The 24,414-nt window shown below is 39.4% G+C and carries 28 protein-coding genes and 1 riboswitch; of the genes, 23 read left to right on the top strand and 5 right to left on the bottom strand.

Translation table 11 applies throughout. From position 1 onward, the window contains the following. The first annotated feature begins 244 nt into the window (after positions 1-244). The 3 genes from ACWF5P_RS18530 (at position 245) to ACWF5P_RS18520 (ending at position 2,920) form a co-directional block, all read left to right on the top strand. A complete protein-coding gene (locus ACWF5P_RS18530; protein WP_434167092.1) occupies positions 245-1,324 on the top strand; it encodes a nitric oxide synthase oxygenase in 1,080 nt (359 codons plus the stop codon). Positions 1,325-1,385: 61 nt separating this feature from the next. Then, positions 1,386-1,658 (top strand): hypothetical protein, encoded by a 273-nt coding sequence (locus ACWF5P_RS18525; protein WP_434167091.1) that lies wholly within the window; start codon positions 1,386-1,388, stop codon positions 1,656-1,658. 323 nt (positions 1,659-1,981) lie between these two features. Further along, positions 1,982-2,920 carry a magnesium transporter CorA family protein gene (locus ACWF5P_RS18520; RefSeq protein ID WP_101225107.1) on the top strand — a complete coding sequence of 313 codons (939 nt, stop codon included), beginning with the start codon at positions 1,982-1,984 and terminating at the stop codon, positions 2,918-2,920. Between the two features lie 248 nt (positions 2,921-3,168). Here ACWF5P_RS18520 and ACWF5P_RS18515 read toward each other — a convergent pair whose 3' ends face one another. Then, positions 3,169-3,360: a hypothetical protein gene (locus ACWF5P_RS18515; RefSeq protein ID WP_101225106.1), complete on the bottom strand. Its 192-nt coding sequence runs from the start codon at positions 3,358-3,360 to the stop codon at positions 3,169-3,171. Between the two features lie 97 nt (positions 3,361-3,457). Between ACWF5P_RS18515 and ACWF5P_RS18510 the strand changes: the two genes are divergently transcribed. Further along, positions 3,458-3,619 carry a hypothetical protein gene (locus ACWF5P_RS18510; RefSeq protein ID WP_452445145.1) on the top strand — a complete coding sequence of 54 codons (162 nt, stop codon included), beginning with the start codon at positions 3,458-3,460 and terminating at the stop codon, positions 3,617-3,619. 89 nt (positions 3,620-3,708) lie between these two features. Here ACWF5P_RS18510 and ACWF5P_RS18505 read toward each other — a convergent pair whose 3' ends face one another. Continuing rightward, entirely contained in the window at positions 3,709-3,843 is a 135-nt protein-coding gene (locus tag ACWF5P_RS18505; RefSeq protein ID WP_101225105.1) for a YuzL family protein, read from the bottom strand. 98 nt (positions 3,844-3,941) lie between these two features. Between ACWF5P_RS18505 and ACWF5P_RS18500 the strand changes: the two genes are divergently transcribed. Beyond that, positions 3,942-4,193, top strand: coding sequence for a YkuS family protein (locus ACWF5P_RS18500; RefSeq protein ID WP_434167089.1), 252 nt, complete (start codon positions 3,942-3,944; stop codon positions 4,191-4,193). A gap of 51 nt (positions 4,194-4,244) precedes the next feature. Here ACWF5P_RS18500 and ACWF5P_RS18495 read toward each other — a convergent pair whose 3' ends face one another. Further along, positions 4,245-4,694: an OsmC family protein gene (locus ACWF5P_RS18495; RefSeq protein ID WP_452445144.1), complete on the bottom strand. Its 450-nt coding sequence runs from the start codon at positions 4,692-4,694 to the stop codon at positions 4,245-4,247. A gap of 313 nt (positions 4,695-5,007) precedes the next feature. Here ACWF5P_RS18495 and ACWF5P_RS18490 point away from each other — a divergent pair, with 313 nt between their 5' ends. The 3 genes from ACWF5P_RS18490 to ACWF5P_RS18480 are packed head-to-tail and all read left to right on the top strand — an operon-like array spanning position 5,008 to position 7,345. Further along, on the top strand, positions 5,008-5,769 hold the full coding sequence (locus ACWF5P_RS18490; RefSeq protein WP_106027420.1) for an SDR family oxidoreductase: 762 nt from the start codon (positions 5,008-5,010) through the stop codon (positions 5,767-5,769). 27 nt (positions 5,770-5,796) lie between these two features. Then, positions 5,797-6,300: a hypothetical protein gene (locus tag ACWF5P_RS18485; RefSeq protein WP_452445143.1), complete on the top strand. Its 504-nt coding sequence runs from the start codon at positions 5,797-5,799 to the stop codon at positions 6,298-6,300. Then, positions 6,293-7,345: an alpha/beta fold hydrolase gene (locus ACWF5P_RS18480; RefSeq protein WP_452445142.1), complete on the top strand. Its 1,053-nt coding sequence runs from the start codon at positions 6,293-6,295 to the stop codon at positions 7,343-7,345. The genes ACWF5P_RS18485 and ACWF5P_RS18480 overlap by 8 nt, the downstream gene beginning before the upstream one ends. 182 nt (positions 7,346-7,527) lie before the next feature. On the opposite strand, the gene ACWF5P_RS18475 is transcribed toward ACWF5P_RS18480, so the two are convergent. Next, positions 7,528-8,127 carry a nitroreductase family protein gene (locus ACWF5P_RS18475; protein ID WP_452445141.1) on the bottom strand — a complete coding sequence of 200 codons (600 nt, stop codon included), beginning with the start codon at positions 8,125-8,127 and terminating at the stop codon, positions 7,528-7,530. Between the two features lie 250 nt (positions 8,128-8,377). On the opposite strand from ACWF5P_RS18475, the gene ACWF5P_RS18470 reads away from it, so the two are divergent. From ACWF5P_RS18470 to ACWF5P_RS18440, 7 genes are all read left to right on the top strand, one after another. Then, on the top strand, positions 8,378-9,355 hold the full coding sequence (locus ACWF5P_RS18470) for a ring-cleaving dioxygenase (protein ID WP_230175817.1): 978 nt from the start codon (positions 8,378-8,380) through the stop codon (positions 9,353-9,355). Between the two features lie 24 nt (positions 9,356-9,379). Next, positions 9,380-10,327: a ring-cleaving dioxygenase gene (locus ACWF5P_RS18465; RefSeq protein ID WP_452445140.1), complete on the top strand. Its 948-nt coding sequence runs from the start codon at positions 9,380-9,382 to the stop codon at positions 10,325-10,327. After that, entirely contained in the window at positions 10,327-10,935 is a 609-nt protein-coding gene (locus tag ACWF5P_RS18460; protein WP_230176001.1) for an alpha/beta hydrolase, read from the top strand. The genes ACWF5P_RS18465 and ACWF5P_RS18460 overlap by 1 nt, the downstream gene beginning before the upstream one ends. A gap of 17 nt (positions 10,936-10,952) precedes the next feature. Continuing rightward, positions 10,953-11,561, top strand: a complete 609-nt coding sequence (locus ACWF5P_RS18455; protein ID WP_434167085.1) for a flavin reductase — start codon at positions 10,953-10,955, stop codon at positions 11,559-11,561. 224 nt (positions 11,562-11,785) lie between these two features. Beyond that, positions 11,786-11,888: riboswitch (SAM riboswitch) on the top strand. 83 nt (positions 11,889-11,971) lie between these two features. After that, on the top strand, positions 11,972-13,360 hold the full coding sequence (mmuP, locus tag ACWF5P_RS18450) for an S-methylmethionine permease (protein WP_434167084.1): 1,389 nt from the start codon (positions 11,972-11,974) through the stop codon (positions 13,358-13,360). Then, entirely contained in the window at positions 13,357-14,319 is a 963-nt protein-coding gene (gene mmuM, locus ACWF5P_RS18445; protein WP_434167083.1) for a homocysteine S-methyltransferase, read from the top strand. The genes mmuP and mmuM overlap by 4 nt, the downstream gene beginning before the upstream one ends. A 227-nt stretch (positions 14,320-14,546) precedes the next feature. Next, the gene (locus ACWF5P_RS18440) at positions 14,547-14,714 is read left to right on the top strand and encodes a hypothetical protein (RefSeq protein ID WP_162878727.1); all 168 of its coding nucleotides are present in this window, start codon (positions 14,547-14,549) and stop codon (positions 14,712-14,714) included. A 431-nt stretch (positions 14,715-15,145) separates the two neighbouring features. On the opposite strand, the gene ACWF5P_RS18435 is transcribed toward ACWF5P_RS18440, so the two are convergent. Further along, the gene (locus tag ACWF5P_RS18435; protein ID WP_230175820.1) at positions 15,146-15,520 is read right to left on the bottom strand and encodes a helix-turn-helix domain-containing protein; all 375 of its coding nucleotides are present in this window, start codon (positions 15,518-15,520) and stop codon (positions 15,146-15,148) included. Between the two features lie 229 nt (positions 15,521-15,749). Between ACWF5P_RS18435 and ACWF5P_RS18430 the strand changes: the two genes are divergently transcribed. The 8 genes from ACWF5P_RS18430 to ACWF5P_RS18395 all read left to right on the top strand — a co-directional run bounded on the left by ACWF5P_RS18430 (position 15,750) and on the right by ACWF5P_RS18395 (position 24,414). Further along, positions 15,750-16,739 carry an asparaginase gene (locus tag ACWF5P_RS18430; RefSeq protein WP_402940056.1) on the top strand — a complete coding sequence of 330 codons (990 nt, stop codon included), beginning with the start codon at positions 15,750-15,752 and terminating at the stop codon, positions 16,737-16,739. 23 nt (positions 16,740-16,762) lie between these two features. After that, positions 16,763-18,193, top strand: a complete 1,431-nt coding sequence (aspA, locus tag ACWF5P_RS18425) for an aspartate ammonia-lyase (protein WP_101225091.1) — start codon at positions 16,763-16,765, stop codon at positions 18,191-18,193. Positions 18,194-18,660: 467 nt separating this feature from the next. Next, a complete protein-coding gene (locus ACWF5P_RS18420) occupies positions 18,661-19,188 on the top strand; it encodes a DUF4309 domain-containing protein (RefSeq protein WP_434169678.1) in 528 nt (175 codons plus the stop codon). 154 nt (positions 19,189-19,342) lie between these two features. Then, entirely contained in the window at positions 19,343-19,786 is a 444-nt protein-coding gene (locus ACWF5P_RS18415; RefSeq protein ID WP_434167082.1) for an SRPBCC domain-containing protein, read from the top strand. Positions 19,787-19,957: 171 nt separating this feature from the next. Then, positions 19,958-20,221 (top strand): metal-sensitive transcriptional regulator, encoded by a 264-nt coding sequence (locus ACWF5P_RS18410; protein WP_054395644.1) that lies wholly within the window; start codon positions 19,958-19,960, stop codon positions 20,219-20,221. 207 nt (positions 20,222-20,428) lie between these two features. Beyond that, on the top strand, positions 20,429-21,886 hold the full coding sequence (cls, locus tag ACWF5P_RS18405; RefSeq protein WP_101225088.1) for a cardiolipin synthase: 1,458 nt from the start codon (positions 20,429-20,431) through the stop codon (positions 21,884-21,886). A gap of 339 nt (positions 21,887-22,225) precedes the next feature. Continuing rightward, positions 22,226-22,975, top strand: a complete 750-nt coding sequence (locus ACWF5P_RS18400; RefSeq protein ID WP_434167080.1) for a (S)-benzoin forming benzil reductase — start codon at positions 22,226-22,228, stop codon at positions 22,973-22,975. A 176-nt stretch (positions 22,976-23,151) separates the two neighbouring features. Then, complete coding sequence (locus ACWF5P_RS18395; RefSeq protein ID WP_434167079.1) at positions 23,152-24,414, top strand: LysM peptidoglycan-binding domain-containing protein; 1,263 nt, start codon at positions 23,152-23,154, stop codon at positions 24,412-24,414.

The following is a 24,414-nucleotide window of genomic DNA, read 5'->3' as shown; positions in this document are numbered from 1 at the left end:
ATATATTATAATGCATTTACCTCATATGTAACAACTTTACCGATAATTATTTAGTTACTAGAGATGTTAAAGTATAAGAAAATTATGAGCTTACTTTAAGTATCATGAAAAGAAATTCGCCTCATAATTGCCACATTTTAAAAAAATGCGCTTTTAAAAAATGTGTTCTTTAGGGATACCGAGAAAAATATGTTATTTTAATATTGAAGTCAAAGTTTTACAAATGGAAGGGTTCGTGGGAAAGATGAGTGATTTACTGCAAGAGGCCGTATCCTTTATCAGGACAAGTTATCCGGAAATATCGAAAACGGAAGAGGACATGGATGGCAGGATTAAACAAATCAAAAAGGAAATAGATGAAACAGGCAGATATGAACATACATATGAAGAATTGGTTTATGGTGCTAAATTAGCTTGGCGTAATAGCAATCGTTGCATAGGGCGCTTTTTTTGGGAGTCGCTGAGGGTGATTGATAAAAGGATGATTCAAAGCGAAGAAGAAATTGTATCGGCACTCTTTGAGCATATCGAATATGCAACGAATAATGGGAGCATCAGACCTGTGATTACAATTTTCAAACAAAAAGATCATGATCAAAAAGTGGATATTTGGAATCATCAGCTTATTCGATATGCAGGATATGAGACGGAGCATGGCGTAATCGGCGATTCAAGTTCAATAGCATTCACCAAGCAATGTATGGCAATGGGATGGGAAGGGAAATTCGGACGTTTCGATATTTTACCCCTTGTAGTCCAATTGGACGGAAAAACCCCTAGTTTACATGTCATACCTGAAAGCCTCGTTAAAGAAGTTCAAATCACCCACCCTGAACTGACATGGTTCAAAGATCTTCAAATCAAATGGTATGCAGTTCCAATCATATCTGGAATGAGGCTGGAAATTGGCGGTATTACGTATTCAGCTGCACCATTTAATGGGTGGTACATGGGAACGGAAATCGGTGCCAGGAACCTTGCTGATGAAGAACGCTACAATATGCTACCGGTAATCGGGGAGAGGATGGGCTTGGATATTAAACGTGATTCAAGTTTATGGAAAGATCGAGCCCTTATCGAACTGAATGAAGCAGTCCTTTATTCGTATAAAAAACACGGAGTCAGCATTGTTGATCACCATACAGCAGCTAAACAATTCAAGAAATTCGAAGAAAAAGAAACCACTTGTAACCGGAAAGTTACGGGGGACTGGACCTGGTTAATTCCGCCTGTTTCTCCAGCCACAACCCACGTTTTTCATCAGCCATATAATAATGAAATAATGAAACCTAATTTCTTTTATCAAATTCCTCCATATAAATAAAGGTTTACATTTATTGGCGTTGGGTATATATATAGCAAGCCAATAAATAAGGGGGAAGGTAATGATGGCATTAGGAAGAAACGTGGTATTACTAGGAGTCGGAGTTGCCGGAGTCTCATTTTTATCGAATAAAACGAACAGAGGAAAAGTGAAGGACATATGGTCCAATGCAAAAGCAAAAACATTAGGCTTTTGGAATAGGACGGCTTCTGAGCTAGATCCTGTAATTGAAAAGGCAGGTCACCCTGATCCATATGATCATGACGACAATAAAATGGTGGATGAAGGCGCCATGTATGGTGTTCACTATTATAATAATGCTAAGCATGGATAAAATTATCAGACGCTTGGGGAGACCTAAGCGTTTTTTTTGTGATAGTTTTTATTATATTTTCCAACCTTTAAAAACTGATAACTAATTGCGAATTTAAAACAGGGAACCAAGGTATTAAATTCGTTATTGTGCTTTAAAAGAATAAGGATTAAGATTAAAGAATCGAAAGGAAGTGGATACGAGTGAGCAGCAGTTCTTATGATCCTGAACCCAGAAAGCAAGAGGAAGCCAATATGATGCTAGAAGTCGAGACTGTTATTCTCCCTGAGTATCTGCTCGAAGAAGGTAAATAAGGCTTTCTCTATAGAAGAGGAGGTCAAGAAATGATTGAAATCTACAAGACGGATGAAAACCGACACCTAAACAAGATCGAGGAAATGACAAAAGGTTCCTGGGTGAACATTGTCGCGCCCACAGAATCTGAAATAGATTATATATGCACGACTTTGAAGTTACCGATCAATTTCATGAAAGATCCGTTGGATGATGAGGAAAGGCCTCGAATTGAAAAAGAGGATGATAATGTTTTAATTATTGTCGACTTCCCATATTTGACAAGGGACGAAGCCGACTTACCGATTTTTGAAACAATACCTATAGGGATGATTTTTACCAAAGACTGTTTCATTACGGTATCTTTGAAAGAAACACCGATATTGGCGAATTTCAAAAACAATAAGATAAAAGGCTTTTTCACCAATAAGAAAACAAGGTTTGCCTTACAATTACTATTTGAGATTTCATCCTATTATTTACGTTACCTGAAACAGATTAACAAGATGACTAATGAAGCGGAACGTGAATTGCATCAGTCCATGAAAAATAAAGAATTATACACTTTCCTGGCTTTGGAAAAAAGCTTGGTTTATTTTACGACATCATTAAAATCCAATCGCGTAGTACTTGATAAGATCCTCCGTTTTAATTATTTGAAAATGTATGAAGAAGATAAAGAATTGCTTGAGGATGTAATTATCGAAAATGCTCAGGCAATTGAAATGGCAGAAGTGTATCTATCCATTCTTAGCGGTATGATGGATGCATTCGCTTCAATCATTTCCAATAATGTCAATAATGCGATGAAGTTTCTAACCTCCGTGACCATTATTTTGACGCTTCCGACGATGGTGGCAAGTTTTTACGGAATGAATGTGGAACTGCCGTTTGAACATAATCGGTTTGCATTCATATTTACATTATTAATTGCCATAACATTGGCGGGGACGACGGCATTCATTTTTTGGAAGAAAAAATATTTTTAAAATTAACCAGCTTATTAAGCCGGTTTTAGACTGTAGACAAATTCGATGTAAATCGAGATTGTCTACAGTTTTTATTAGGGTTTGTGCAATTTGAGCATGATTTCCACTCCAGGCACTCGCTTTTCCCGCAAGAGTCTCGTACACCCGCTCTCCAATCAACTTTGTTCTAACTTTTATATAGAACCCTTACGGCCCTTACCTTCGAACCATTTGGTTCGTAAAATTGAGGCTGCCAAGCCGGTTTAATCTTATTCCTCAAAAAAATCAGCAAATCCTTCACTGTTAATTCGATCGGAATAAGGGTTCTCATCTTTTACATTCTTTGCGTCCAAATTTGTTTTAATCACTAAACGGGGACTCTGTGATGCTTCTCTGATGATACGGTCGTTCAACTCTTTAAAATCCGGTACATTCTTATTGCCGGGTCTGTTTGGTTCCAATTAAACCACCTCCATTTGTATCTTGGCAATAAAGGATGGGGTGTATTCATGAATATTATTAGGATTGGGAAGGATAAGGACTGAGGAGGAGATCATTATGACCAAATGGAACGAGCAAGCTGCTCGCAATAATAATTTAAGGGCAAGTGATTTAAACCCGGCTGGAGCCGATAAAGCAAAAATGGATCCAAAAACAATTGATAGTGATCGATTGAATGATCTAAAGATTCAACGGGAAATCATAAAGCAAAATATATAAGGGAAGCCCGATTGTCATGGAATTCCGTCTTCATGATACGCAAAAAAAACGCTTGGTTTATCCGCCAAGCGTTTTCCACTGCATTCTTATCAAGAACGCTTTTGCTTTTTAAGTGAAGAGGGTTGAGTGAAGGACCCGGTTTCTTTCGTAGTGGTGCCTTGCCCCTCTACCTGAGAAGACCCTAAACGGGTTTGAGAAGCATCTTTTTTGTTTTTTCCATTCATGTTTATCACCTCGATATTACTTTCCCTTTTTCCTTTGCATCCTATACATATATTTAAGGTGAAAAGGACAGGTTAGAAGGTAGAGGAGGTGTGTGTTGATGTCAAAAATCGGTGTTGAAGAATCATTAACGAATATTCAGGAAGCACTTCGTGAAAAAGGTTTTGATGTTGTGGAGATTAAACAAGAAGCTGACGCAAATAACGTGGATTGTTGTGTGGTAACAGGTTTGGATAGTAATGTAATGGGTATAAGCGATACTTCATTAAAAGCGTCTATCATTGAGGCAAATGGTTTAACTGCTGATGAAGTGTGCCGCGAGGTTGAAAATAAAATGAACGCCATTCAATAGTTCAAAAAGTGCCTAAACCGATATAGGGTTAGGCACTTTTTTTGTTCAAGGCTACTGTGCTATGGAAATTGCCGCATTCAATTCCACCGCTACATTCCCTTTGATCGCCCTGGAAATCATACATGAAGCTTCAGCTTTTTCAGCAAGTTTCCTCGCTTTTTCAACCACTTTTTCTGAAGTGCCCAGTACTAATATAAGTTTAGGGCGATGAATGATTTTCTTGTAGGTGAATACTCCATTCGTAACATCCACTAACGCTTCGGATTGCATGGTCAAGCTCACCTTTTCTATATGGGCTCGCTCTAACATGGCAGCATAGGTAATGATATAGCAGGTCGATGCCGCCCCAAGCAGCATTTCATCGGGATTAGTGCCGATACCTGGTCCCTCCATTTCAGTAGGAATACTTATCTGTGTTAGTAGATTCCCTGAATGAATTGTGCCGATATCATTTCTGCCGCCTGGCCACTCTGCAGTTAAATGAAAGTGATGTATCGTCATTTTTTTAACCTCCTTACCATTTCTATAGTGTAAACGATTAAACAGGTTAAGTATTCGATTTTGCTCACTCGGGGGATTAATCATAACAGCAGTGGGTCGAATTAAGTTTTTCAGTATGCCAATTCAAAGCCGACCGTAGCGGTCGAAAGGATAGGTATTATTGATATAAAGGATACTGTTGATGAAACAAAGGCAGAGGCATCAGGCTATTTTAAGCACAATATTGGATAGGCCTTCCTATAATGATATAGACGGTTTTATATAAATAATACTTCATTAAGGAAGGGCTGAAAAGTTGACTACATTGAGTAATATGTTCGATTTGACTAATAAAACGGCTATCATTACCGGCGGCGGCAGAGGACTGGGCAAACAGATCGCCATGGCGTTGGGAGAGGCTGGCGCAAATATAGTCATTGCTTCACGAAATCTGCCTGTATGTAAGGAGGTATGTGAAGACTTGCAATCGATGGGTGTTAATGCCGTTGCCTTTGAATGTGATATCACCGATGTGAGCGCCATTGACCATGTCGTTCAGGAAACGGTTGCTCAATTCGGCACGATTGATATTCTTGTCAATAATAGCGGTACGTCTTGGTCAGGTCCGCTTTTGGATCTTCCCAAGGACAAGTGGGAAAAAGTATTGAATGTTAACGTTACAGGTACATTCCTGTTTTCACAGGCTGTAGCGAAGGTCATGAAGCAGCAAAATTCCGGAAAAATCATAAATATTGCATCGGTGTCAGGTCTTGGCGGGACGTTTCCTGAGCTTTTGGATACGATAGCTTATAACACCAGTAAGGGTGCCATCATTACAATGACCAAGGATTTAGGAGTTAAACTTGCTAGATACGGCATTCAAGTCAATGCAATTGCACCTGGATTTTTCCCGACTAAAATCACAAAGAAAATTCTTGAAAAGTCTAACTATGACATATTAGGTAAAACTCCGGCTGGCAGGTTTGGCGATGAAGATGATTTAAAGGGTGCCGCCGTTTTTTTAGCCTCACAGGCTTCTGACTATATGGTGGGTCATATTTTGATCATTGACGGTGGAATATCAGCATTAGTATAAACGGAGGAGAAAGGAAGGAAGAAATATATGGCGGAAAAATCCAATTTTTATAAAGGGCTTAAATTACTGGGCACACAAAAAGAGCAACAGCTGAATAGTAAAATTCAAAATCTGCTGAATAATCGCGAATTAATCGAAAGAGTGAGCAATAATGCGCAAATGCAGGTACCAAGAATAAATAGTCTTCAGGAAGCCTCAGAAAGAATGTCCATCATCATGAATTATCCAACAAAAAAAGATGTGGCGAGTTTAGCGAAATTAGTTATCCAACTCGAAGAAAAAATTGATGGGTTGGAAGAATTGGTCTCTATACTTGTTGAGAATAGGGGAGGGAATGTCGGGGGTAATTCTTCAATTCGCAATAAAGGCAATGCAAATTCATCCCGCAGCATCAAAAAGAAATCAAGATTGGCATCCAATGAAATGGAAGGGAGTAAAAAAAGGTTATCTGATTTTATAAATAACTCCTTATTGTTTAGCTCACAGCTGCCTGAGTTCAATTCAGTTGGTCAGGAGAATTCAAATGGCTAAGCGGAAAGTGCCCAAAAATCAATCTGAACCCAAAACTAAATGGCAACATTTATTGGATATTCCCAATCAGCCAATGCCTGAAATGGGACTGACTCCTAAAATAGCGGTGTGGAAAAAAAACAAATCAACGCTTTGGTTTTATCCCTCAGCACAAAAAAAATATGATGTACCGGTTTTTCTTATATATTCACTAATAAATACTCCTTTGATTCTTGATTTATCTCCGGGGAATAGTTTAATAGAATCTTTTGTAAATGAAGGTTTTGATGTGTATTTGCTTGATTTTGGAAGCCCGGGCTTTGAAGATGGTGACATATCGATCGAAGATTATATCGTCGATTATATTCAAAAAGGAGTGCAGCGTGCATTACGTCACTCTGGAGCATCAGAAATTACAGTCATGGGGTTTTGCCTCGGAGGTACAATAGCCGCAATATATGCTGCCATTGCAGACGAGCCCATCAAGAATTTGATACTTTCCGTGACCCCGGTGGATTTCAGTGCCTCGGAATTTTTTGATCAATGGCAGGAAGCGTTAAAAGAAGGAACAGCGGATTTTGACGAGACAATAGATATTTATCAAACGATTCCAGCCAGTGCTGTTAAATATGGAATCCGTTTAATTACATCACCTATCTATATATCACCGTATTTATCGTTATTGAATCAAGCGGATGATGAGGAATACGTTAAGAATTGGCGCCGCTTCAATGCGTGGGCAAATGGGCATGTGCCTCTATCCGGCGCAGCTGCCAAACAAATAACCAAAGACCTCTTGATAAAAAATCGCTTGGTTAATGGTGGTTTTGAGGTAAGGGGGAAAAAAGCGAAGCTATCGAAAATTAATGCTAGTGTTTTGGTCATTGCAAGTAAGTATGATCGATTGGTCCCACAGGAAATGATTTATCCGGTAATGGAGCATTTAACATGTAAGGATAAGACATATAGCCTACTGGAAAGTGGACATGCTGCTAAACAATATTCCGGTGAACTTCCATATTATTTGAAGGAATGGCTACCTGGGCGTTCTTCACCAATTCAATAGGTTAGTGGGGGGAAGTGAAATGTACATGTTTAACGCCAGTGAGGAAATCAAAATCATGCCGGTTGTAGAATATATAGGCTTTGCGGCATTTATATTTTCAAGATTTTTTGCAACATTTCCGGATTACTAAAGTGAAATAAATGAAAGGGCTGGCTTGGTATTTTGAGCCAGCCCCTATTGTCTCATTCATAATATTTCACTCGTTCTTCTAGTGGTGAGAAGTCTTTATCGCCAGGCTCTGCAGTGGGTTTTCCAAAGGGCATCTGAGCGATGAGTTTCCAATCGCGTGATATATCCCATGTCTTTCTCACTTCGTCATCGATTAAAGGATTATAATGCTGAAGGCTTGCACCAAACCCCTCAATTTCCAAGGAAGTCCATACGACAAATTGTAAAATGGCAGACGATTGGTTCGACCAAATCGGAAAGTTTACGGCATACGTTTTGAATTGTTCTTGAAGCCTTGTTATAATGGCCTGGTCTTCAAAGAATAAAACCGTACCATAACCATTTATAAATGACTTCATTTTTTCTTCCGTTTTTTCGAAATCTTTGTCACCGACAGCTTTTCTTAATTTGTTTTTCGTGATATCCCATAATTGGTCGTGGCTTTGACCAGTTAAAACAATCACTCTTGCACTTTGGGAATTGAAAGCGGAAGGGGAATATTGAACGGCATGATCGATAACTTCTTTAATCCTTTTATTAGGGACAACATGTTCCTTGCTAAGGGAATAATAAGAGCGTCTATCTTCAATTGCGCTAAAAAAGTCTTTAGCCATACATCATACCTCCATTCATTATACCGACTTATTTTGACCTGATTTTATTATTTTATGAAAAGTGAATACGGGTGAAATTATTTGTCTGAAAATGGTTGACAAATTTATCGTTATCATTTATCTTTAAATCAAGATATTTGTATTAAAAGTATTATATGTTTAGTTAAATATCTCGATTTCGAGATATTGTTTACGGATTAATTCCTCTCCTTAAGGGGAGATTTATAAAGAAAAGATAGGAGTGGTACGGATGGAATTAAAAGGATTACATCATGTTTCGGCGATTACAGCTAAAGCGGGAAATAACTTTGATTTCTACACAAAAGTCTTAGGGATGCGATTAATCAAAAAAACGGTGAATCAAGATGATGTTCGTGTGTATCACTTATTTTATGGAGATCAAATTGGTTCTCCGGGTACGGAATTGACGTTTTTTGAAATTCCCAATGCTGCCCGCACTCATGAGGGAAACAATAGCATTTCTGAAATTTCTTTAAGGGTGAGAGATGATGAAGCTCTAGGATATTGGAAAAAACGGTTTGTGGAATTCAATGTTGAGCATGATGAAATATCGAACCGCTTTGAAAGGAAGGTGCTTTCTTTTAAAGATCCTGAAGGGCAGAGGCTACTTCTGGTTTCCGATCAGGATAATAACGGTGTTCAAGGGGGATCACCATGGGATGGAAGCCCGGTACCGCAAGAGTTTTCCATCCTTGGATTAGGACCGGTAAAACTTACTGTACCTAATATTGAACTAACAGAAAGTGTTCTCTCCGAGGTATTGGGGTTCAGGAAAACAGGCACATACCCATCTGCAATTAGGGGGCAAAATCCAATTGTCGTTTATGAGACAGGTGAGGGAGGAACAGGAGCGGAACTTCATATTGAAGAAAGGAATGACATTCCTCGGGAAAGGTTGGGGAGGGGTGGAGTACACCATGTTGCCTTTCGGGTGGATAATGAAGAAGAACTTAGAAAATGGATAGAAAAAATTAGTGAATCAAAATTCGTGAACTCTGGATATGTGGACCGCTTTTATTTTCGTTCACTTTATTTTAGGGAGCCGAATGGAATATTATTTGAACTAGCTACTGATGGACCTGGATTTGCAGTTGATGAAGCAGAGCAGCACCTAGGTGAGAACCTTGCCCTGCCGCCATTTTTAGAATCAAAAAGAAAAGATATTGAATCGAATTTAAAACCACTGAATACAAAATCAACTAATTAATCAAGGGGAAAGGAAGGAATCGGCATGCAAAAGCAAAATGCAGGAATACATCATATAACCGCAATTGTAGGCAATCCTCAAGAGAATGTGGATTTTTATGCTGGAGTGCTGGGAATGCGTATGGTGAAGAAAACCGTTAATTTTGATGATCCAGGCACCTATCATTTATATTTCGGAGATGAATCAGGTTCACCGGGCACTATCATCACTTTCTTTCCTTGGCCTGGGGCATACCGAGGGACAATTGGCTCCGGACAAGTGGGGATAACAACATATGCCATTCCGGAAGGTTCATTGGGCTTCTGGGAAACGCGCTTGGGTAAATTTAATATTGACTTTGAAAAGATCTCACGCTTCGGCGAGGATTATCTGGGATTTCAGGACCCACATGGATTGCAACTTGAACTGGTTGAGCGTAAAGAAGGTAAAAATAGCGAGTGGTCATTCGGCGGTGTACCAGCTGATAAGGCAATCAAGGGATTCGGCGGTGCTGTATTATTGACGTCTAAACCGATCAAAACGATGGAACTTTTAGAGGAAGTGATGGGTTTGCAAAAGATGGGGGAAGAGGGCGATTTCATTCGCTTCAAATCCACATCGGACATCGGAAATTTGATAGATGTTAAAAAAACGGTTTTGCCAAATGGGAAAATCGGAGTGGGAACTGTTCATCATCTTGCATGGCGTGCAAGCGATAATGAAGATCATAAAGAATGGAGGGAACATATCGCAAACCATGGCTATGGCGTGACACCCTTTAAAGACCGCCAATACTTCGATGCCATTTATTTCAGGGAAGATGGAGGCATACTCTTTGAAGTTGCCACAGATCCACCTGGCTTTGCTCATGATGAAACGAAGGAAACGATGGGTAGTAAATTAATGCTGCCGCCATGGTTTGAGGAAAAAAGGGAAATTATGGAGAAAACGTTACTGCCGGCAGTGCCGAGGGTACTAGAGGAGGATAAATGATGAAGCATATTTTTCAAAAAGGAAGTAATCCAGATGCACCGTTGCTTTTGCTTTTACATGGCACTGGAGGAACGGAAACGGATCTTTTGCCATTATCGGAGATGGTTTCACCGGGATCATCCGTACTCAGCGTACGGGGAAATGTACTTGAAAACGGAATGCCCCGTTATTTCCGCCGGCTGGCTGAAGGAGTTTTTGATGAAGAAGATTTGATTTTCCGTACGAAGGAGCTTTATGACTTCTTGGAATCAGCGTCCGGACAATATGACTTCGATCGTGACAGAGTGGTGGCATTAGGTTATTCTAATGGTGCAAACATAGCAGCAAGTTTGATGTTCCATTTCGAAGGGGCATTAAAAGGAGCGATTCTTCATCATCCAATGGTGCCTAGACGCGGGATTGCTTTGCCGTCCCTATCGGATATACCTGTATTCATTGCTGCAGGTAAAAACGATCCGATATGCCCCGCAGCAGAAACTGATGAACTTAATCGGATTTTACTGCAAGCGGGTGCTGCGGTGGACGTTCACTGGGAAAATTACGGTCATCAGTTAACACGTTCAGAGGTTGATGCAGCAAGTTCATGGTTTCAAAAGAACTTTTTATAAGAATGAGAGGGATGAAGATGATTTCAGTAAATCCTGAAAGTCTTACAGAACGGGAAAATTATAAGTTTTTGACTGGAAGCATCATACCGAGACCAATAGCCCTGGTCACGACACAATCCGAAACCGGTACAATCAATATAGCGCCGTTCAGTTTTTTTAACATAGTCAGTTCCAATCCTCCGATGATTTCCATTTCTGTTCAACGGAAAGAAGGAGTTTTGAAGGACACGGCCCGAAATGCAATTCAAACAGGTGAATTCGTTGTTCATATCACTGATGAAGACAATGTTGCTGATGCAAATCGAACGGCCAAGGAACTCCCGTCTGACGAAAGTGAATTGGGTCTTACCAATTTCACTCAGGCTGTTAGTGATAAGGTGTCGGTACCAGGATTGCAAGAAGCGAAGGTACGCTTTGAATGCACATTGGAGCATGCGATACCTTTGGCAGGTTCCAAGAATAAACCTGGTTGTGATTTATTGATAGGGAAAATAGTCTGCTATCATATAGAGCAGGAGATTTACCATAATGGCCGAATTGACCAGAAGGGGCTAAAACCAGTAGCAAGATTAGCGGGTCATACTTATACAAAACTAGGAGAATTATTTGAAATTGAAAGACCTTAAGGAATATAAGAAAAATGGCGTCATCTTTTAAGGTGTCGTCATTTTTTAAAAATTATTCCCGGTTAGCATTATTTACAATTCTATAATGTAAGCGACTGTTCCAAAAACAAGTTCATATCTATGCCAAAGGTGCGTTGATCGTTTGGATTTTAAAGGAAGTCTTTACAAACCGAAACAAAACTTGACAATTTTTTCATAGATTGATAAAGTTATAAAAAAATAATTTCTTATCCAGAGAGGTGGAGGGACTGGCCCTATGAAACCTCAGCAACAGGTCTGCAATGACACTGTGCTAATTCCAGGGGGTGAAACCTTGATAGATAAGACCGTACGTGTTTATTTGTCAGTAACGCACTCTTTTTTAGAGTGCGTTTTCGTTTTTTCTGGATGCAAGATAAAGGAGAGTAAGAATGGAGAACAAAAGGAAGCATGATTTTCAAAGGAAAATGCAGGCACGGCATATAATAATGCTATCGCTTGGCGGGGTGATTGGAACAGGTTTATTCTTAAGTTCGGGTTATACGATTCAACAGGCAGGCCCGTTTGGCACCATCCTTTCGTATCTGATTGGGGCATTAGTGGTTTATCTAGTCATGCTATGTCTAGGGGAACTGGCAGTACATATGCCCGAGACAGGTGCGTTTCATAGCTACTCAGCTAAATACATAGGTCCTGGGACAGGGTATACAGTAGCCTGGTTGTATTGGCTAACTTGGACAGTTGCACTTGGTTCGGAATTCACGGCTGCAGGATTGTTGATGCAGAGATGGTTTCCATCAATCAATGTCTGGATATGGAGTGCACTATTTGCCATATTGGTTTTGGCATTAAATGCGTGGACCGTTAAATTTTTCGCTGAATCCGAATTCTGGTTTGCGTCTATAAAGGTATTTGCCATTGTGATTTTCATTATTTTGGGAGCAGCGGCAATGCTAGGTTTCATTCCAATAATTCATTCACAATCCGCTCCGTTATTCTCCAATTTTACAAGTGAAGGTTTATTTCCGAATGGTGCTTTTGCCATTATAATGACGATGCTTGCGGTGAATTTCGCATTCTCTGGAACTGAATTAATTGGAATTGCAGCTGGAGAAACTGTGAATCCAGAAAAAACGATACCAAAGGCAATCCGTATGACATTATGGAGATTGATTATCTTTTTTGTAGGAACCATCGTTGTATTATCCGCATTATTGCCTATTTCGGATGCAAGCGTATTAGAAAGCCCCTTTGTGGCAGTTCTTGAACGGATTGGTGTGCCATATGCAGCGGATATTATGAACTTTGTTATATTAACTGCCATTTTGTCTGCTGCAAACTCAGGACTGTATGCGGCATCCAGAATGCTTTGGTCACTTGCAGATAAGGAAACTATATCACCAATATTTGCAAAATTGACAAAACGGGGAGTTCCGATAAATGCAGTCCTTTTCAGTATGTTGGGCGGCTGCTTAGCCCTGTTTTCGAGTATTATTGCACCGGATACTGTTTACATAGTGCTTGTATCCATTTCTGGACTAGCCGTTGTTGTAGTTTGGATGAGTATTAGCATGTCGCAATTTCTATTTCGCAGACGATATATAAACGAAGGAAATTCAGTTAATGACTTAGCTTATCGAACGCCATTATATCCACTCGTACCAATCGTTTCTTTTATGCTATGCCTAGCTTCTTGCATAGGAATTGCATTTGATCCTACACAACGAATTGCACTATATTGTGGCATTCCATTTATTTTGTTTTGCTATGGAAGTTATTATCTGACACAAAACCATAAAGAAAAGAGGAGTAGATCATGAACATTAAAACTAACCCAATTGACGCTATTTTACGAGATCATTCAGTCATGATTTTAGACGGAGCTTTAGCTACAGAGCTAGAGAGGCATGGATGTGATTTGGACGACCCGCTCTGGTCTGCACGTGTATTACTTGAAAATCCAGAAGTGATTTATCAAGTGCATTCTGACTATTTTCGTGCTGGAGCGGATTGTGCGATTACGGCTAGCTACCAAGCCACTGTTGAAGGTTTCGCCCTCCGCGGAATACAAGAAAAAGAGGCTTTGGAGCTAATCAGGAAAACGGTTTTACTCGCAAGAAAAGCAAGAGATGATTTTTGGAAGGAAGAAAATCAAACGCTTAGGCCTAAGCCATTGGTTGCTGCATCTGTTGGGCCTTATGGGGCTTATCTTGCAGATGGTTCAGAGTATGTAGGAAACTATGGTGTTTCGGATGAAACTTTAATTGCATTCCATAGCTCACGAATATCAGCGTTGATTGAAGCTGGAGCTGACCTTTTAGCATTTGAAACGATTCCTTCCCTGCAAGAAGCAAAAGTATTATATTCATTATTGAAGGATTATCCAGAAGTGTATGCTTGGCTATCCTTTTCATTGAAAAATGAAAAAGCGATAAGTGATGGTACTTCACTCGAGGAGTGTACAAGATTGTTTGGGGACAGTGAGCAAATTGCAGCAATTGGCATCAACTGTGCGCCAGTTTCAAGTATCACGGAAGCCATCCAGGTGCTGCGTGCAAACACGGATAAACCAATCATTGTTTATCCGAATTCAGGTGAAACATATAATCCGGAAACTAAAACATGGCATGGGCAAGAATCATGTAACAGGCTCGACCTGAAATCTGAAGAATGGCAACATGCAGGGGCGCGTTTAATTGGAGGATGCTGCAGAACGGCACCACATCATATTGAAGACATTTCAAGAAAGTGGCGACCTTCCGTGGTGGTATCCTCCTAGCCCTTGTACTGTTTTAAAGTATGTATGATATAGACCCTAACTAAAGGAACAGGAAGCGTCATAATCGGGCGGTTCCTGTTCTTTTTGAATTCATTATTTTCGAGTTATCATATCTCTTAGGCTGAAAAAGAAACCGCTTCAAAAACAGGAATAGGAGAAATTAAATCATAATATTTGTGTGCTTGGGAAAACTAAACAAACAATGAATAGAAAGGAGAGAAATGAGTATGAGCCGTGGTAAAAATTTTAATCACAAAGAAAAAGGCCATCCGGGAAATTTACCTAATAATAGAATTAGCGAAGAGAAGGAACACAGCCGGCAGTATGAACAAATCGAGGATATTGTCACACATGAAGCTTTTAAAAATCGGGAAAAAGAAGACGAGATGCCTTAAATATTTCATGTATATACGGGGGGAAAACCATGAGCTTTTGCTATGGTTTTTTCTTTCATTACTAATAAATCAGGAGGGGAACAGATATCTATCATACCTTGTTGGAAAAGGAAGTAAGCTAAATAATAAGCCGACTTTCTTCTATATAAATAATAAAACTTAAATTTCTCAGCTTGGCGCATCACGCATCATTAGTATTAGTCTTAAGTCACTAAGAAGGAAGTATAACCTGCATTGTCATCCAGAAATAATTAAGGGTAACGTCTAAAAAGGGCGAACTTAATTAATCGGAACCGGCTACCCTAACTGGTTAAAACCCTGGAATTTTTTACAGTTTTAGATATAAATCATGCCAGGTACATCGTGAATATTATAAGTACCTGATGAAGTACGGTTCGTTCCCCATATACAAGTCTTAAGCCCAATTTCTGCTATGTTTCATTTTGTTTATCGCGATTTATTTCCACTTCTCGTTTTGCTCTAATAAAAGCGATAAATTGAATCGTCTCCTCTTCAGAAAGAGAGATTCCATCAACGGCTAGCTCCATATTTGGTAAATCCGTTAATTCCATGACTTGAGGTGACTCTGTGGTAATATCTTTAGCTGGATGATCTACCCGACCTAGAATGTAATCAGTGGATGTATCATATAGGCCTGCCAATAAATTAATCGTTTCTAATGAAGGGCGGCGGTGGCCCGATTCATAACCTGCATAGGTACTCTTGGCGATTCCAAGTCTGTCAGCGGTATATTGTAAAGACCATCTTTTGACCTTCCTTAATGATGTCAATCTATTTAAAATCATTCTTATTACTCTCCTTTTATATAAATCCATTATAACATCAAATTGAAATAAGTGTACGCGTAATGAATAATTTTAGCTTGATTTCACTATGAAACATGACTATAATAACATGTGGTGTACGCGTAACATGTACATTTGCAGCGAAACATCCTTTTCTGAAATGATAAGAATGATTGTGAAACAGGGAGGCTATATAGGGGGTAGTATATTGGAGAAGTTGAAGTCAAAAATCAAGAAGTTGATGTTGATTACTACAGGTGGTACAATTGCATCGTTAGAAGGAAAAAATGGACTTGTTCCAGAGATGAAAGCTGACGACATTTTAGGTCACCTACCGGGATTGGATTTACTATGCAAGATTGATAGTAAGCCTTTGATGAATATTGATAGTACAAATATGCAGCCGGAAGATTGGACAGAAATGGCACAATCCATCCATGAGCACTACCATGATTACGATGGCTTTGTGATTACCCATGGAACAGATACAATGGCTTACACTTCAGCTGCGCTCTCATATATGTTACAAGATTTAGGGAAACCAATCGTCATTACAGGTTCTCAGATCCCAATTGCCTTTAAAAAGACAGATGCCAAAAGAAATATCTCTGATGCAATTCGGTTTGCTTGTGAAGATATTGGAGGAGTATATGTTGTTTTTGATGGTAGAGTCATCCAGGGCACGAGAGCCATTAAATTGAGAACGAAAAGCTATGATTCATTTGAAAGTATTAACTATCCTTATATTGCTACCATATTCAAAGATAAAATTGAGTATCTAAAGCCAGTTCATTCACCAAAGAATAAGGAAGCTAAGTTAGATGCTTCCCTATGTACTGATGTTGCTTTGGTTAAGCTGCATCCCGGTATTAAGCCTGAATTCTTTGATTTCCTGAAAAATCAATGTCGGGGAATCGTAATTGAAAGTTATGGAAGCGGTGGTATTCCCTTTCAAGGAAGAAATATTTTAGAAAAATTGAATGAGTTAGTACAATGCGGAATATCCGTAGTCATTACTACCCAATGTTTAGAAGAAGGGGAAGATATGGATATTTACGAAGTTGGACGAAAAGTGAACAAGAATGTCATCATTCGTTCCAGAAATATGAATACAGAAGCCATCATTCCGAAGTTGATGTGGATTTTAGCCAAGACACGGGATCCTAAAAAAGTGAAGGAAATGATGGAAACACCGATTGCAGAGGACATCACATTCTAGAACAAACAAAGGGGCAAGAGGAAATGTTGATAGAAGAGAGAACATACCGAATCGAGAAAGACTTTCTTGGGGAAAAGGAAATTCCGGCAGATGTTTATTATGGAATACAAACTCTACGCGCTGTAGAGAATTTTCCGATTACCGGTTACAAAGTCAATGAAGAAATGATTCGTGCACTAGCGATGATTAAAAAAGCAGCCGCTTTAGCAAATATGGATACCAAAAGGTTATATGATGGTATTGGAAGCGCTATCGTCAAAGCTTCTGAAGAAGTGATTGATGGAAAGTGGCATGAATATTTCATCGTTGACCCAATTCAAGGCGGCGCAGGGACATCGATGAATATGAACATTAATGAAATCGTTGCCAACCGTGCGTTAGAACTTATGGGACACAATAAAGGTGATTATGCACATGTTAGTCCAAATAGCCATGTTAACATGTCGCAATCAACCAATGACGTATTCCCTACTGCCATTCATTTATCAACACTACGACTTTTAGAGCAATTGTTGCAAACAATGACCAAGATGAGTACGGTCTTAAAGAATAAAGCAAAACAATTTGATCATGTTATCAAAATGGGACGCACACATCTTCAGGACGCAGTGCCAATTCGCCTTGGTCAAGAATTTGAGGCTTACAGTCGTGTGTTGGATCGCGATATAAAACGAATCAGTCAATCACGTCAACATTTATATGAAGTGAATATGGGAGCAACAGCAGTGGGAACGGGATTGAACGCAGATCCGCGTTACATTGAAAATGTTGTTACATATTTAGCTGAGATCAGTAACTTGCCGCTTGTAGGAGCAGAACATTTAGTAGATGCAACTCAAAATACGGATGCTTATACTGAAGTGTCAGCTTCATTGAAAGTATGTATGATGAATATGTCTAAAATTGCTAATGATTTACGTTTGATGGCTTCAGGACCAAGAGCGGGATTAGGGGAAATCACACTTCCAGCTCGTCAACCAGGTTCATCCATCATGCCAGGAAAAGTAAATCCAGTAATGCCAGAATTGATTAACCAAGTCGCTTTCCAAGTGATCGGGAACGATAATACGATTTGCTTAGCATCAGAAGCAGGACAACTCGAGTTGAATGTAATGGAGCCAGTGCTTGTATTCAACTTATTGCAGTCAATCAGCATTATGAACAATGCTTTCAATGTCTTTACAGATTATTGTTTAGAAGGCATCGAAGCAAATGAGCAACATTTAAAAGATTATGTCGAACAAAGTGTTGGAGTGATTACAGCAGTCAATCCGCACCTTGGATACGAAGTGGTTTCACGTATTGCGCGGGAAGCGATATTAAAAGGCAAATCAGTTCGCGAACTTTGTTTACAATATGATGTACTGACAGAGGAAGAATTGGATCTGATTCTAAATCCTTATGAGATGACAAAGCCCGGCATAGCGGGAGCTTCTCTTTTTGATCGGCAATAACCAGTATATTAGTAGAATGCATTAATCTATCTTATTTTTGATGTAATGACTATGCCTTTAGGACCGTTGGTTTTAAGGCATAGTCATTTATTACATACATATGAAATGTTACCTAATCAGTTTGTCAACTCTGCTTGCGAGTATTGAAAACTGAATATTCGGTTATTTTTTTGATCGTCTATCTAAATCTTTTAGGTGTTTAACTATTCATAAAAAAACCATCTCCCTTAGAATACCTATGGGGGATGGGGAAGTTTTAAATCAGGAGAATTTATTTTAAAAAATGTGGCTCACTTGAAATGGCTTAATCGGTTTTAATATTTCATTTAAAGACTTTTTTTGAACGAAGGGTATGTGTCCAAAGTTCCGTTGAATATTAATCGTAAATGTAAAACCAAATGAAATGACATACGTATATAATGTAATCAGTCATTTCCAGGTGAAAAAGGAGGGTAACTTTGAAACAAGTGAATCGTTTTATCCGAAGCGTTACATTTCTAATGCTCGCATTTCTCATGTTTAGTGGGCAGGCTGCATTTGCTTCATCAGATTCAATTTCATCGCAATCCACGCCAGACCTTTTGATTAGGCAGATCATGGGTTTAGCCTACGAATCCCAACAATCCATTAGCAGTGGACCATTTTCTGTAGGTGATTCGTTGAAGAAAGTGGAAAAAGCCTGGGGGGCACCGGAAGATTTAAGTACCGTTGCAGCCAATTATTGGAGCCGTAATGTTCGATTCCTCTATGACGGTTCAACAGGTAGAAAGACGATTACAGCCATTGATGACTTTGATCCGAAATTGCAAACCATCCATTTATCCATGCTGAAGGAATTGATTGGTGAACCTGTAAGTGAAGTGGAGCAAGAAGGGATGTACTATGTTACTTATACCGATTTCGCAAATTATAAAGTGGTCTTCGTGTTTGAAAGCGCCTGGATTAACCCAGATCCAAGCTTGAATATGTATACGGTTGAATTTGCGTCAGATTAATAAGTAAAAAAAGGATCGTCCCTTTATTGCAGAGGGGCGATTCTTTGCTACCACCGGGAGAATTTTGTTTAAGAATCTAAACTTACCGTTCTATTCAATATTGTTCAGCCATACATTAAAAAGATGTAAGTAGAATGATTAAGGGGGATTTGCTTTGTCAGAAGGTGTGCATAGTATCATTTTACCTGTTTCAATAAAAACAGTATGGGGATTTGTAAGTAGCATAGACCGTTGGGCACCTCTTGTCCCAGGATATATCAATCATGAGATGATAAGTGAGGAGACACTTATTTGGGAGTTTAAAAGCGATTTGGGATTAATGAAGAAGAAAATTAAACTTGAAGTGAATATATTGGAATGGATTGAACCTGACAAGGTAACATTTAATCTTAAGGGATTAAATGAAAAATTTGAGGGACACGGTTATTTTTTAGCGGAACAGTGCGAAATTGGACAGACTAAAATGACAGGCTGCCTTGCGATTACGGCAAAAGGGGCCAAAGCCCCCATCGTCAATGCTTTGTTAAAAACCTACGTTCCCCAAATGACGATCGAGTTTTCTGAGGCAGTTGCACAAAGTCTCCTTGTACAAAAATAGAAATTACATATTGCAGCTGTCATTTTTGGATATTGGCACTTGACAATTATACCTTAGTGGTATGTATTATAAATTGTAATATTCTTTATAAAGCCTTTGATCAATTGAATGGTTTTTATAATGGATATCTGGATACGATTCATAAGTAATAGGCGGGGCAGGAGGCATCACATGGAGTATGATAAGCAGGTTAAAAATAGAGTGAAGCGAATTGAAGGACAGCTTCGTGGGATATTGAAGATGATGGAGGAAAACAAAGATTGCAGAGATGTAGTAACGCAGTTATCTGCCACTAGATCGGCAATCGATAGGACAATTGGGGTAATAGTAAGTTCCAATCTTGTAGAATGCGTCCGGGAGGCTAATGAATCCGGAGAAAAGAATCCCGAAGAGCTAGTTAAAGAAGCAGTGAATTTATTAGTGAAAAGCCGGTAGTGTAATTTTTAGGACGATGATGATAAGACAACCTGACCAATCTGAGAAATTTAAGTGTCCGGGGTGGATGTATTTTTTAAAATGGGCCTCTACAAGAAGAGGTCCATTTTTGTGAATTCTCTGTTTTCATTTCTGATAAGCAAATCCTTTGATATAAAGAATTTGCATGGTATCCTTAAAGGGATAAAAATTGAGTGAGGGTATGCTATGGAATTTACGCATGTTACATCGGTTTTGCTCGGCCTCGTCATCATTCTAAATATTTTATTTGCCACGATTGTCATATTTTTTGAAAGAAGAGAAGCGAGCACGACCTGGGCTTGGTTATTGGTGTTATATTTTCTGCCTGTAGTCGGTTTTATTTTATATCTCCTTTTTGGAACAAGTTTAAGGCACGCCCACTTATTCCAATGGGAGGACAAGAAGAAGATCGGGATTGAAGAGATCCTTGATAAACAGATGGAAGAGCTTTCAACGGATCATTTCCCATTTCGAAATGCTTCTTCAAGTAATTATCGTGATTTGATTTATATGCATCTCCGGAATAATGATGCCGTGCTTACTGAAGATAATCAAGTCGATATTTTTACGGAAGGGAAAAATAAGTTTGACCAGCTTTTTAAAGATATTGAAGCGGCCGAAAACCATATACATATACAATATTACATCATTCAAAGGGACGGCTTGGGTAAACGATTCATTGAAGCATTGACTAAAAAAGCGAATGAAGGCGTCAAAGTTCGGCTGCTTTATGACGAGCTGGGTTCCAGAGGGATGACTAAACGTTTCTTCAAGGAATTTAGGCAGGCTGGAGGACGAGTGGAGGCATTCTTTCCATCCAAATTAAAATTTATAAATTTACGCCTGAATTTCCGTAACCATCGAAAGCTCGTCATCATAGATGGGAAAATTGGGTATGTTGGAGGCTTTAATGTTGGAGATGAGTATTTAGGGCTTAATCCGAAATTTGGTTTTTGGCGTGATACACACCTTCGAATAAAGGGGTCGGCTGTCAAAGCCATTCAAACCCGTTTCATCTTGGATTGGAATCAGGCATCAAAGCACCATGATATAACGTATCAACCTCATTATTTCCCTATTGTAAAGCCTCAAGGAAATATAGATTTGCAAATAGTGACAAGTGGGCCGGATTCTGAATGGGAACAAATTAAAAATGGCTATATTAAATTAATTTCTTCAGCAAAAAAATCGATTCTCATTCAAACACCCTACTTCATACCGGATGCAAGTTTATTGGATGCACTCAGGATTGCCAGCTTATCAGGATTAGATGTGAAAATCATGATTCCGAATAAACCTGATCACCTTTTCGTTTATTGGGCAACAACTTTCAATGCAGGGCAGTTATTAAGAGCGGGAGCTAAGATATACATCTATGATAACGGCTTTATTCATGCGAAGATGATCGTGGTGGACGAAGAGGTCTCCTCGGTGGGGACAGCTAACATTGATGTCCGTAGTTTTAAATTGAACTTTGAAGTCAATGCCTTCATTTATGATGAAGGAATGGCAGAAACACTGACAAGGATTTTTTATAAGGATGTCGAAGTTTGCAGGCAGCTTACAATTGAAGAGTTTGAAAAGCGTTCCAAGTGGATTCGTTTTAAAGAGTCCATTGCAAGGCTAGTATCACCGATATTATAATTTTTAAACTAAACGGACCATTACTACATGGTCTGCTCAGACTGTAGACAAATTCGAAGAAAAGCGAGTTTGCCTGCAGTTTTTTTTTTTATGAAATGTTCCAGTTGTTCAGAAATCCGCTCCCTTTCAGCCGACTGTCAGCTATGCATCATCAAAGCAAGGGCCTGTGGCGTCTCGGCTAGCCATTGTTTAGGAGGAATGTAATTTCTTCAATCCATTCATAAAACCAGAAAAAACATTAAGAATCACAAGTCTTGCCTTAATGTCATGGTTCGGGATAAGCCCCTTCCGAACTCTATTTTGGTACAATAGTTTATATCCATAAAAGGGGGAAAAGTCATGAAAACGTTTATAATCACAGGAGCTTCAAAAGGTTTAGGTGCTGCCATCGCCAAAGGATGTTTGCAGACGAGTGATCATTGCATTTTAGTTTCCCGTACAGCCAATCCTGAAATGCAGCGGCTGGCTGACCTATCAGGGAAGAAACTTACATTTATTTCGATGGACTTGAATGAAACTGAAAAGTTACCTTCCTTAGTCAATGAGATTCTTGCTGCTATCGATGATACAAGTGACATTTACTTCATTAATAATGCAGGCATTATTGAACCGATAAAGACGGTAGGAGAGCTTGGTATGGTAAATTTGGAAACAAGCATGCGGGTGAATTTCATGGCACCCATCGTATTGGCTGATGAATTCATTAAACAGACAAAGGACTGGAACAGAAAGAAGGTAATGGTGAACATATCATCAGGTGCAGCAAAAAATCCTTATCATGGCTGGGCAGCCTATTGCAGTACTAAGGCGGGGCTAGAAATGTTTACACGGGTTGCAGGGGTGGAGCAGGATAAAGCGTCTTTCCCTACGTCCCTCATATCTTTTTCACCTGGAGTAATGGATACGGCGATGCAAGGGACAATCCGGTCAGCAGACGAACGGGACTTTTCCGATCGAGACAAATTTCATGAATATAAAGAGAAGGGCATGTTAAGAAGCCCCGAATTTGTGGCAGATAAACTTTTGCAGCTTCTTGAATCGGAAGATTTGGAGAATGGGAAGTTCTACGATATTAAGAATTTTCTTTAATGAATGGAAGCGTGTGAAACGAAAATAGCGTGGGGTTGTCCGTTTGGACAGCCTCTTTTTTAAGTGATCCTTTATTATATAAAAAAGCAGGATATCTTCAAGGAAATATGATAATTCGTTCTATCCAATTACCTGAATAACATAAACTTTTTTGGAGGGAGTTTGGAGGGTTATGAATGACGATCATTATTGTGAAAAAAGGTGACAGCCTTTGGGAAATTGCCAGAAAAAATAAAATTGAACCATCGAGGATAATTGAAGTCAACGGTTTGGAATCAACAGCTTTGGTTCCTGGCCTGGCATTGTATATACCTGAGGAAAAAGCGGTGGGTCGAAGGTATCTAATTAAAAGTCAGGATACCCTTACTAGAATCGGCAGTCGTTTTGGAACGAGTGCAGCGGCAATCATGGAAGCCAATCCAGGAATCGCTGCAAACTCGCTTAAAGTCGGCACGGTAATTTTGATTCCGTCCCCTTACAAAAATCAATTGATTACACTGGGTTTTGCCTTTCCGACTTCAGGTGGAATAGTATTTGAAACACTTGAGGAGAATGGTGATAAATTATCCTATTTAGCCATTGTAGCTTATTCGTTTACAAGGGAAGGAAATGCATACGTTGATGGTGATGATCTCCCGCTTATCGCGAAATGCGAGCAAACCGGGGTGACACCCCTATTGATGATCCGGAACTTTCAAGATGGTGATTTTGATGCTGATTTGGCGGGTGATGTCCTTGCTAATACAGTATACAGAGCGAATTTAATCAATAGTATGCTGAAATTCGTTAGGGAGAAAGGGTATGGGGGTGTCAGTATGGACATCGAATTCATACCACCTGCTCGGCGTTCCGATTATGTGCTTTTTTTAAAAGAATTAAAGGAGGGATTGAACGAACTGATCCTTCATGTGAACGTACACGCAAAAACAGCGGATAATCCTGATAATCGAATTGTAGGCGGCCATGATTATCGGGGGATCGGAGAGGTAGCCGATCTTGTTGCCGTAATGACCATTGACTATGGGTATCCTACTGGCCCGCCTGAACCAATTTCCCCACTTTGGTGGATGGGCGAGGTTCTTCGTTATGCTTTGACGAATATTCCTGAATATAAATTGCAGTCGGCATTTCCTATGTATGGATACGATTGGGTAGTACCAAGCCACGAGACGAAAGCCTTATCAGCTCAAAATGCCCAAAATCTTGCTATTGCAACTGGCGCTGAAATAACTTTTGACACGTCTGCGGCATCACCTAACTATGCTTATCAAAGAGAAAATTCGAATCATGTGGTTTGGTTTGAAGATATTCGATCGATAAGCGCGAAATATGAAATGATTGATGCCTATGAACTGATAGGTGCAACTTATTGGCAGATTGGTTTGGAATTCCCTCAGAATTGGGCGTTTATAGAAAAGAATATTTTGATTATTAAATAG

It is taken from the genome of Peribacillus sp. NPDC055009, assembly GCF_053608705.1.
This window is presented reverse-complemented; position numbering and strand designations above follow the sequence as displayed.

Excerpts from the sequence above, each read along its gene's own strand:
- ACWF5P_RS18455 (WP_434167085.1), top strand. The coding sequence starts at position 10,953 with ATGATTTCAGTAAATCCTGAAAGTCTTACAGAACGGGAAAATTATAAG.
- ACWF5P_RS18495 (WP_452445144.1), bottom strand. The coding sequence starts at position 4,694 with ATGACGATACATCACTTTCATTTAACTGCAGAGTGGCCAGGCGGCAGA.
- ACWF5P_RS18440 (WP_162878727.1), top strand. The coding sequence starts at position 14,547 with ATGAGCCGTGGTAAAAATTTTAATCACAAAGAAAAAGGCCATCCGGGA.
- mmuM (WP_434167083.1), top strand. The coding sequence starts at position 13,357 with ATGAACATTAAAACTAACCCAATTGACGCTATTTTACGAGATCATTCA.
- ACWF5P_RS18395 (WP_434167079.1), top strand. The coding sequence starts at position 23,152 with ATGACGATCATTATTGTGAAAAAAGGTGACAGCCTTTGGGAAATTGCC.
- ACWF5P_RS18460 (WP_230176001.1), top strand. The coding sequence starts at position 10,327 with ATGAAGCATATTTTTCAAAAAGGAAGTAATCCAGATGCACCGTTGCTT.
- ACWF5P_RS18480 (WP_452445142.1), top strand. The coding sequence starts at position 6,293 with ATGGCTAAGCGGAAAGTGCCCAAAAATCAATCTGAACCCAAAACTAAA.
- ACWF5P_RS18485 (WP_452445143.1), top strand. The coding sequence starts at position 5,797 with ATGGCGGAAAAATCCAATTTTTATAAAGGGCTTAAATTACTGGGCACA.
- ACWF5P_RS18490 (WP_106027420.1), top strand. The coding sequence starts at position 5,008 with ATGTTCGATTTGACTAATAAAACGGCTATCATTACCGGCGGCGGCAGA.
- aspA (WP_101225091.1), top strand. The coding sequence starts at position 16,763 with ATGTTGATAGAAGAGAGAACATACCGAATCGAGAAAGACTTTCTTGGG.
- ACWF5P_RS18470 (WP_230175817.1), top strand. The coding sequence starts at position 8,378 with ATGGAATTAAAAGGATTACATCATGTTTCGGCGATTACAGCTAAAGCG.
- ACWF5P_RS18465 (WP_452445140.1), top strand. The coding sequence starts at position 9,380 with ATGCAAAAGCAAAATGCAGGAATACATCATATAACCGCAATTGTAGGC.
- ACWF5P_RS18530 (WP_434167092.1), top strand. The coding sequence starts at position 245 with ATGAGTGATTTACTGCAAGAGGCCGTATCCTTTATCAGGACAAGTTAT.
- ACWF5P_RS18500 (WP_434167089.1), top strand. The coding sequence starts at position 3,942 with ATGTCAAAAATCGGTGTTGAAGAATCATTAACGAATATTCAGGAAGCA.
- ACWF5P_RS18435 (WP_230175820.1), bottom strand. The coding sequence starts at position 15,520 with ATGATTTTAAATAGATTGACATCATTAAGGAAGGTCAAAAGATGGTCT.
- ACWF5P_RS18505 (WP_101225105.1), bottom strand. The coding sequence starts at position 3,843 with ATGAATGGAAAAAACAAAAAAGATGCTTCTCAAACCCGTTTAGGGTCT.
- ACWF5P_RS18475 (WP_452445141.1), bottom strand. The coding sequence starts at position 8,127 with ATGGCTAAAGACTTTTTTAGCGCAATTGAAGATAGACGCTCTTATTAT.
- mmuP (WP_434167084.1), top strand. The coding sequence starts at position 11,972 with ATGGAGAACAAAAGGAAGCATGATTTTCAAAGGAAAATGCAGGCACGG.
- ACWF5P_RS18520 (WP_101225107.1), top strand. The coding sequence starts at position 1,982 with ATGATTGAAATCTACAAGACGGATGAAAACCGACACCTAAACAAGATC.
- ACWF5P_RS18525 (WP_434167091.1), top strand. The coding sequence starts at position 1,386 with ATGATGGCATTAGGAAGAAACGTGGTATTACTAGGAGTCGGAGTTGCC.
- ACWF5P_RS18410 (WP_054395644.1), top strand. The coding sequence starts at position 19,958 with ATGGAGTATGATAAGCAGGTTAAAAATAGAGTGAAGCGAATTGAAGGA.
- ACWF5P_RS18510 (WP_452445145.1), top strand. The coding sequence starts at position 3,458 with ATGACCAAATGGAACGAGCAAGCTGCTCGCAATAATAATTTAAGGGCA.
- ACWF5P_RS18400 (WP_434167080.1), top strand. The coding sequence starts at position 22,226 with ATGAAAACGTTTATAATCACAGGAGCTTCAAAAGGTTTAGGTGCTGCC.
- cls (WP_101225088.1), top strand. The coding sequence starts at position 20,429 with ATGGAATTTACGCATGTTACATCGGTTTTGCTCGGCCTCGTCATCATT.